Annotated in this window: 4 protein-coding genes; 2 read left to right on the plus strand and 2 right to left on the minus strand. The window is 67.0% G+C overall.

The window, feature by feature from the left end; translation table 11 throughout:
* Positions 1–255 precede the first annotated feature (255 nt).
* Together Q1A87_RS16310 and Q1A87_RS16315 are read right to left on the minus strand one after the other, a co-directional pair.
* The gene (locus tag Q1A87_RS16310) at positions 256–2,286 is read right to left on the minus strand and encodes an EAL domain-containing protein (protein WP_299653492.1); all 2,031 of its coding nucleotides are present in this window, start codon (positions 2,284–2,286) and stop codon (positions 256–258) included.
* Positions 2,271–2,690 carry an MHYT domain-containing protein gene (locus tag Q1A87_RS16315; RefSeq protein ID WP_299653494.1) on the minus strand — a complete coding sequence of 140 codons (420 nt, stop codon included), beginning with the start codon at positions 2,688–2,690 and terminating at the stop codon, positions 2,271–2,273. Before Q1A87_RS16315 ends, Q1A87_RS16310 begins: the two co-directional genes overlap by 16 nt.
* Positions 2,691–3,393: 703 nt before the next feature.
* Here Q1A87_RS16315 and Q1A87_RS16320 point away from each other — a divergent pair.
* Positions 3,394–7,329 carry a Hint domain-containing protein gene (locus Q1A87_RS16320; protein WP_299653496.1) on the plus strand — a complete coding sequence of 1,312 codons (3,936 nt, stop codon included), beginning with the start codon at positions 3,394–3,396 and terminating at the stop codon, positions 7,327–7,329.
* Positions 7,330–7,507: 178 nt separating this feature from the next.
* On the plus strand, positions 7,508–9,364 hold the full coding sequence (locus Q1A87_RS16325; RefSeq protein WP_299653499.1) for an IS30 family transposase: 1,857 nt from the start codon (positions 7,508–7,510) through the stop codon (positions 9,362–9,364).
* Positions 9,365–9,369 lie beyond the last annotated feature (5 nt).

The following is a 9,369-nucleotide window of genomic DNA, read 5'->3' on the forward strand; positions in this document are numbered from 1 at the left end:
GCTGTCCAACAGGTGTTCAGAGGCATCGCTCTAATCAAACAGAAAGTCACCGGGCGGACAGATCGACTGCTCGCAGTCGATCGCGAGGTCCGTAGCCACGGCGGAAGACGGGTGGGACCGGTTCTTGAACCGTTCTATCGAAGAGAAACGAACCGCGGACCCTTGAATACTCTGCTTCCGAGGACGCTTCGTCACTTGTCCGCAGACTTGATGTGCAGTGGCTCGGCTTTGCCGGCGACCTTCATCTGCAGGGCTTCAGGCCGCATCCTTCCGGACGAGCGCCAGGACGGCCCGATCGGCCGCGGCGTCGTCCTCGATCTGCTGGCCCGTCACCAGGTTGTTGGCTGCGTCCTGTACCAGGGGTCGCCCCAGAAGGAAGCCCTGTGCGACGTCGCAGCCGAGCTCGGTCAGGCGCGCGAGCTGTTCCGGCGTCTCGACACCCTCGCCGATCGTCAGGATCGAGAGGTCGTGCGCCATGCTGGTGACGGCGCGAATGACGGCCCGCGCGCCGATGTCGTCGTCGCTGGTATCGATGAAGCTGCGGTCGATCTTGATGCGGTCGAGCTCGAAGTTGCGCATATGCGCGAGCGAGGAGTACCCCGTCCCGAAATCGTCCATCGCGATGCGGACCCCGAGCTTGCGCAGCCTGCGGAGCGTCTCCGCGATCGCATCGCCATCCTCGACCATGGCCGTCTCCGTCAGTTCGATCTCGAGCCGCTCCGCCGCTACGTCATGCCGCTTTAGCGCTGCGACCACCTCGTCCACGAGGTCGGGCGACCGCATCTGGACGGCGGAGACGTTGATCGCGACATGGATATTGGCTGGCCAGCGGCGGAGCTGATGACACGCGCGGTCGAGAACCCAGGCGCCGATCCCGAGGATCATGCCCGTCTCCTCCGCGAGCGGAATGAACTCGGCCGGAGAGACCAGCCCGAGTTGCGGGTGCTTCCACCGGATCAGCGCCTCGAACCCGAGAAGACGCTGGTCCGACAGCTGGAAGAGCGGCTGGTAGTGCAGCTCGAAGCCCTCGGACTCGAGCGCATGCTTCAGGTCGAGCTCCATCTGCCGGCGCTCCTGTGCCTGTTCGAGCATACCGGTCTCGTAGACCTCGACCCGGCCCCGGCCGCGCTCCTTCGCGCGGTAAAGTGCCAGTTCCGCCCGCTGCAAGCCCTCGGTCGGACGCTCGCCGGCGTCGAGCCAGGTCATGCCGATGCTGCATCCGATCGAGATCGTGTGGCCTTCGACATCGAAGGTCTCGCCGATCGAGGAAACGAGGGACGCGGCGATCGCCAGGGCGCCGGGCTCGTCGACGTCGCCCAGGACGACGGCCAGTTCGTCGCCGCCGAGACGGTACACCGATCCGTTCTCCCCGACGGCCCGGGTCAGGCGCTCGCCCACGGCGACGAGCAACGCATCCCCGACGGGATGGCCCAGGGTGTCGTTGACGGGCTTGAACCGGTCGAGGTCGACCACGAGCAGGGCGGTGTGGCGACCATGCCCGACGACGGCCTGCATGTGTTCGCGGAAGCCGCGACGGTTCGCGAGGCCGGTCAGGGGGTCATGGAAGGCGAGATGCGCGATCTCCGCCTCGGCGGTGCGATATTCGGTCAGGTCGTCGAAGGTCAGGATGAAACCGCCGTCCGGCGTCCGCTGGCAGGTCACGGCGACGATCCGTCCGTCTTCGAGCTCCTCCTCGGTCCGGGAGTTTCCCTCCGCCGCAAGCCGGTCCAGATGCCCGCGGGCCAGTCTCTGCAGGCGATCCGCGCCCCAGCCTTGACGCGCACCGATGCCGCCGAGGAAATCTCGCAGGGACGCGCCTTCCGGCGCGGTCGCCTTGTCCAGCCCCAGTATGGTCCGCGCGCGTTCGTTGATCGCGCTGATCCGGCTCTCCGCATCCACCATGACAAGACCGTTCGACATGTGCCGCAGCGCGGTAGCGAAGGCCGCGTTCCGGCGTGCCTCGTCGGTCGCCGCCCGTTGCCGCTCCAGTTGCAGCCGACGGGCGCTGACGGCGGTGGCGAGACCGGCGCAGGACAGTCCGAGGGAGGTCACTGCGATCAGGGCCGACAGCATGGTCCCGTCGATGGCCTCGAGATCGGGTCGAAGAACCTCGAGCGTCACACCGGCCAGGGCCATGAAATGCAGTGTGCAGACGCCCAACACGATGGCGGCCGCGCGCAGCGGCGCCGTGAACCTTGCAGCGCGGTTTCCCATCGCGACGGCAAAGAGCGCCGTCCCGGAGGCGAGGCCGAAGGCAGAGGAGACAGGGTCTAGGCCACGAGGCAACCCTGGAGCGCCGACATGCCGGTGAAGTGCATGGCGCCCACGCCGAGCCCCGCGATCCCGCCCATGAAGCCGCGCCATCGAACGTCGACGAAGAAGCTCCCCGCGATGGGCCCGCCGACGAATGCCACGCCCGCCACGGCCGACAGAAAGGTCGTCGGCTCGTCGTAGACGAGGGCCAGATCGGGCCGGTAGCCGAGCATCGCCACGAAATGCGTCGTCCAGACACCGACGCCCGCGACGAGCGCCGTCAACGCCGTCCAGCCGATCCGGGCCGGGCCCGCCGCGGTCTCGACATGCCGGAACAGCATGACAAGCGTCCCGGCCATCACCATGCAGACCAGCAATGCCGTCAGAACGAACGGGGGGGCGGTGCCGAGAAGGTTCACAAACAGCTGATCGCGCATGACGGTTGCCTCGGTAATGTCGCGGCAGGCTTCGGTCATGCGGATGAACGGGACATGAATTTCGTCGTCCAGGAGAATGACGCTTTTAGCAAATATTAACAGAGGTCTTACGCTTACGGTGAGACGCCGGCCAAGATTCTCCGTATTCGGCGGTTCCGACGACGTGACCATCTCTGAGAAAGCATCATCGACCCATTCAGCGAGGCGGGAGGCCCGGCAAACCAGACCTTCAGGCTCTCGACGCCGCAAGCATGGCTGCCCCCGCCGGGATTGAAAGCCGCGGCTTCGCCGTCGGAACCTTCTAAATCCATGACTCGGCCGCTCGCATTATGAGCATCGGCGGAGGTCTTCACTCTGTCGGTCTGGAGCATGGAGGTTTCGACCGGATCGGGCGCGATTACGCCGACTCATTTCCGGTGATCGAACGCATGGCCCACGCGAACCGGGGCGGCCACCGTGCGCAAGCAGCGATTGGAGCCGAGCAGACTTCGACCGCCTCAAGCGAGCTCCAGCGGGGCGTCGACCAGGACGACCACCCGACGGCGCATGCCGTCACGGCGACGCCTCGGAGGAGCCACGCGCCGTCCGGACCCGACGATTCCTCTAAAATCGCAGAGAAAAGCCCGGTCGCGCGATGTCCGTCATTCACCGGCCGTTGAGCCGCAAGCATTAACCGGTCGCCCAGCGTTGAACGGAGTTTGCCGTGCCACATACCTTCTACGGTGCCGACAAGGACCAGTACACGTTCTCACCGGACGGCAAGGTTCAACTGACGCCCGACTATTCCGTCGATCGCAACGGCTACAGATACGTCTTCGAGGATGACGACCTCGCTTTCGACGGGGATAACGGCGTCACCGGTGCCAACGAGGTCGGCATCGACGGCACGCAGCATCTCGATGTCTACGCGGCCGACGGAACCCTGAAGTACAGCGGGAAGGCCTATATCGAGGTCGCCTACACGCTGAAGGACGGGGCGGGGCAGACGATCACCGTCTGGGACATCGAGATCGGCGGCGTCCGCATCGGCTATCTCGCCAGCGATTACGTGCAGCCCGGCAAGAGCTACCTGTGGAGCGCCACGACGGAAGTCACCGCGGCCAACGCACCGCAATATTCCGACATCCACAGCAATCTCTACGATCAGGACGACAGCGGCACCTGGCACGGCGGCGGATACGGCGACGACCTGCGGCTTGGCGCCGGCGACGACAGCGTGCTGGCCGGAAACGGAAACGACACGATCGACGGCGGGTCCGGTCAGGATACCCTGCACGGCGAGGCAGGCGCAGACCGCATCACCGGCGGCACCGGTGACGATCTCCTCGACGGGGGAACAGGCGACGACCGGTTCCTGTTCAGGTCGGGCGACGGAAACGACACCGTCATCGGTGGCGGCGGCACTGATACGCTCGATTTTTCCGCGTTATCCGCCCCGGTGACGGTGGATTACGACGGCAGCGGTCAGGGCCATGCGATGACCGGCGCCGACACGATCACCTTCTCGGGCATCGAGCGGGTGATCCTGAGCGAACACGCCGATTTCCTTACCGCGGGCGACGATTCCATCGGCGTCCATGCCGAGGGGCGGGGCGGTAACGACACGCTCTGGGGCGGGACGGGGGGCGATACGCTTCTCGGCGGCACGGGTGACGACAACGTCTTCGGCGATGCGGGCAACGACAGCATCGACGGCGGCGCCGGCAACGACGACATCGGTGGCGATGCGGGTAACGATACGGTGTCGGGCGGGGCCGGTAACGACTACGTTCAGGGTGGCGACGGCGACGATCGGCTTTCGGGCGGAACGGGGGCCGACACGGTGCTGGGCGGGGCCGGCTCGGACACGATCGTCTTCGAGAACGCCTTCGGCACCAACATGGTGACTGGCGGCGAAACCGGCACCGACGACGATCTTCTCGATTTCTCGGCGCTCACCACCGCCGTGACGGTGACCTATTCCGGCTTCGAAGCGGGAACCGTCACCTCGGGGTTCGACAGCGTCAGCTTCTCGGAGTTCGAGCGCCTCCTGCTGACGGCGCAGGCCGACACGTTCGATGGCTCGGCCTCGACCGGTCCGATCTTCGTCGACACGGGATCCGGCACCGATCTGGTCACTGGCGGGTCCGGAAACGATACGCTTGTCTATGGTCCGGGCGATGACACCGTCTATGGCGGCGACGGGGACGACTTCATCGACGATCACATCGGCGAGCGCCGGATCGGCGATACCCGCCTTTACGGGGAGGCCGGCAACGACCGCATCTACGGCGGCGACGGTGCGAGCTTCATCGACGGGGGTACCGGCCGCGACTCGATCCGGGCCGAGGGCGGGGACGATACCGTCTTCGGAGGGAGCGGCAACGACTCGATCTGGGCCGATGGTGGCGCAGACTGGGTCGATGCCGGCGACGGAGACGATTCCGTCGATGGCGGGGACGGCGCGGACACGCTCATCGGCGGCACCGGCAACGACACGATCCTGGGCGGCGCGGGCGACGACCGGATCGAGGGCGGCGCTGGTAACGACCGTCTCGACGGCGATGTCGGAAACGACGCCATCACGGGCGGCGAGGGCGACGATACGCTCATCGGATGGACCGGCGACGACAGCCTCGACGGCGGCATCGGCCATGACCGCCTCGACGGGGGGACCGGCAACGACACCATCCGCGGCGGCGACGGCAACGACACGATCAAGGGCTGGCTCGGCAGCGACAGCATCCATGCCGGGGCGGGCAACGATTACGTAAACGCCGGCGCCTCGGGGTCCTTCGAGACCGATGACGGTGCCGACACCATTCACGGCGATGCGGGTCACGACACGATCCTCGGCGGATGGGGCGACGACGTCATCGACGGGGGCGCCGACGACGACAGCCTCGACGGCGGCGCGGGTGCGGATATGATCGTCGGCGGTAGCGGACGGGACACGATAACAGGGGGCACCGGAGACGACACGATCGACGCCGGCACGGACGACGACAGCATTTCGGGCGGCGACGGGAACGACAGCATCCAGGCCGGTGCGGGCGTCGACACGGTCGATGCCGGGGCCGGGAATGACGTTGTCGAGAACTCCTCGGGCTACGCCTATGTCGATCTGGGCGACGGCGACGACGTCTTCCGCAGCGACGCCTTGGACGGTTGGATCGGCGACGGCGCCGGCGGCGACGTCTCCGGCGGCGCCGGGCACGACCTGATCGATTTCACGGCGAGCACGTCGGACTGGAACATCGCGGATGGCGGGACCGGCGGCGACACGATCATCGGAAGCGATCACAGCGACGATTATGTCTGGCTGAGCGTTGGCGCCGATACGGCCAGCGGAGGCGCGAGCACGCGCGACGGCAGCTACGGCGACATCCTCGATGCCGGCCGGCTGACCTCCGGCGTCGACATGGATCTGGCGCGGGGGACGGCCGTCCATTCCGACGGAAGCACCACGTTCGAAGGGTTCGAGCACGCCTACGGAAGCGCGTTTGCCGACACGATCTCCGGTGACGGGGGCAACAACGACCTCCTAGGCTACGGTGGGGACGACCGCATCGACGGCCGCGGCGGCGACGACAATCTCTGGGGCGGCGGCGGAAACGACACCCTGCTTGGGGGCGCTGGTCAGGATACTCTCGACGGCGGCACCGGCAACGACGCGCTGGAGGGCGGGGCAGGCGACGACACGCTTCGGGGCGGAACCGGCGACGATCTCCTGACCGGGGGCGAGGGCGACGACCTCTTCGTCCACCGCCCCGGCGACGGGCACGATACGATCACCGACTTCAATTTCGGCAATTCCGGCACGCTCCGGGACGGCGACGCGACCAACAACGACCGCATCGACCTGTCCGGCTATTACGACAACATCTGGGAATTGCAGGCCGACCATGCCGACGACGGCGTCCTCAACCAGTCGAACGCCACCGGCCGGACCGGGCGTAGCGTCGACTATTCCGATAATACCCGGTTCCAGCCCGACGACAGCCTGACGTTCCACGGGGCGAATGCCGACGGACGGTCGTTCAGCGCCGAGAACACCGGCGTCGTCTGCTTCGGCGAAGGCACCGCGATCCTGACCCCAGCGGGCGAGGTGGCGATTGAGCGGCTTCGGCCGGGGGATCTGGTCGTTACCCGCGACAACGGACCGCAACCGCTTCTATGGTCCGCCATGCGGCGCCTCGGCCCGGTCGAACTCGCCGCTGCCCCCCGGCTCCGGCCGATCGAGATCGCCGCAGGCGCATTCGGTAACGACCGGCGCCTCGTCGTCTCGCCGCAGCACGGCCTGCTCCTCGCGCTCGACGGGGAAGAGCTCTTCGTGCGCGCCACCCATCTCGCGGAACTTCGGGGCGGCAAAGCCCGACGCCGTATGGGCTGTCGGCAGGTGACTTATTGGCACCTGCTCTTCGAGCACCACCAGGTCATCTTCTCGAACGGCCTTGCATCCGAAAGCTTCTTTCCGGGACCCGTGGCCCTCGGAAGCCTCGACGCTACGGCGCTCGATGACCTGCTCATCCGCGCGCCGTCGCTTGGCGCGATCACCACGCACGACGATACCGTCCGAGCCTACGGTGCCGCCGCCCGGCCCTATTCGCGGATGCGCCTTCTTCCGGACACGAACCGAGCGTTTCGCCGCGTCGCCTGAGGAACCGCCGCATCAGACAATGCGCCGGGTCTCCGAGCATACGGCAGTGCCCCGCTTTCCAACGAAAACTGGACACAGTACATAATTGTTCTTCTAGACATTTATAGTGTAGCCGGGCCTATTCTATCTTGGCTTGCGACATGTCTCCCATTCTTTTGATGGACTGGGGGGAAACAGGATGGCGCATCCGGAGTTCGGGATCGAGGAACGACGGCGGATCGAGCGGCTGAGAAACGCACGGGTGCCGGTGATGGAAATTGCGGATGAGCTCGGACGCCATCGTTCGACGATCTTCCGCGAGCTCAAGCGGAACAGGTTCGCCGACGCAGAGAACCCGTATCTGGACGGCTACTACAGTTCGGTGGCGCAGACGATGGCGGCGCGGCGCAGATACCGGCGGCGGAAGCTCGCAAGGGAGCTGCTGCTTCTCGCTTCGATCACCGACCGGCTGCGCGCGGGCTGGAGTCCGGAGCAGATCGCCGGGCGGCTCCGACGCGACGGCAGCGGCGCGTATGTCTGCCACGAGACGATCTACGCTTGGGTATATTCCGAAGGACGGGAACGAGGGCTCGCGCGCTTTCTGCCGTACCGGCGCAGGAAGCGGCGCGTCCGCCTGGGCCGCAAGCCACGTGCGGCGGTGTTCCTGGAGCACCGCTCGATCCACCGGCGGCCTGAGGAAGCCGCAAACCGGGAGCAGTTCGGAAACTGGGAGGCCGATCTCATGATCTTCCAACGCAGCCACGGCGGCGCGAATGTCGCGACGCTGGTCGAGAGAAAGACGCGCTACGTCGCCCTGTACCGCAACGAGGATCGCCGGTCGCGCCGTGTTCTGGGCCGGCTGGTCGGACTGCTCTTCTTCTGCGCCCTCGCCGGGCTGCGCAGCGTGGCCGAACGCGCCCCTGCGATCCGACGGGCCGGTCGCTTTCTGGCGGGGCAACCGCCGGGGCGGCGTTACATCGCCCTCACCTTCGGCGGACAGGTCTTCGCGCTCGTCCTGAACTACGGGGCGATCGCGTTGCTCGGCGCACTTGCCACGCACAGCACCGACACCGAGCCCGACCCCGTCCTCCGTCGCCACCGGTCCCGCCGCATGCTGCTGGCCATCCAGCGCGGCTTCACCTCGGTGCTGCCATGGTCGCCGATGTCCTTCGCGGTCGCGATCACGACAGCCCTGATCCCGGGCACGAGCTGGGGGGCGATCTCGGTTCCCGGGCTGGTGACGGGCCTTCTGATGGCGGGGACGGGCTGGGCGCTCGACACGGCGTTCAGGCCCAAGCTCCCCGGACCGCGCCCCGTTTCGGCGCCGCCGGAGGGCAGCTGGCGGTCGATGTCGCCCCTGCTGACGCTGCTTGCCGTCCTCGTCGCGAGCGTCGCGACGCTGCATCTGGCGACGGGCATCCGCGTCGTCGGCATCGTCCTGCTCGTCGTTCCGGCCATCGCGGTCCTCTGGGCGTGGCTGCAGGCTCGCGGCGGGGCGAGCGCGGACGACGAAGGTACGCGCGCGGTCGGCGCCTGGGCGCGTGACCACGTCTTCGCCGAACTCCCCGCCGCGGCGGGCGAGATCGTGCTGTTGATGATGGCCGGCTATATCGGCACCGTCGGCGCCGCGCTCATGATCCCGATCCTTGAAACGGGTCGGATCGATCTTTCGGGGGTGCCCACGCCGCTTCTGCTGCTGGCGCTGGTCTGGGTCCTGCCAGCCGCAGGCCAGATCGGAATGAACCCGATCCTGGCGGCGACGCTTCTCGTGCCGCTGATCCCGCCCGCAGACCATCTGGGCGTCGCGCCCGCGACGGTGGTCGTGGCGATCACGGCGGGCTGGGCACTGGCCGGCGTGACCTCGCCCTTCACCGCGACGACTGTCCTGACCGCAAGCTTCGGCCGCGTCTCCGCGCTTCATGTCGGCCTAGTCTGGAACCGAGGCTACTTTTTTGCGGCCGCGTTTATCGTCTCGGTCTGGGTGCCCCCTCTGTCAGGAGAGTTGTCGCCCGCTCTTGCACTGAAAGTGTACACTGAGGCGGGCGGGACAGGATGACGATT

This window comes from uncultured Jannaschia sp., assembly GCF_947494055.1.
GTDB lineage: Bacteria > Pseudomonadota > Alphaproteobacteria > Rhodobacterales > Rhodobacteraceae > Jannaschia.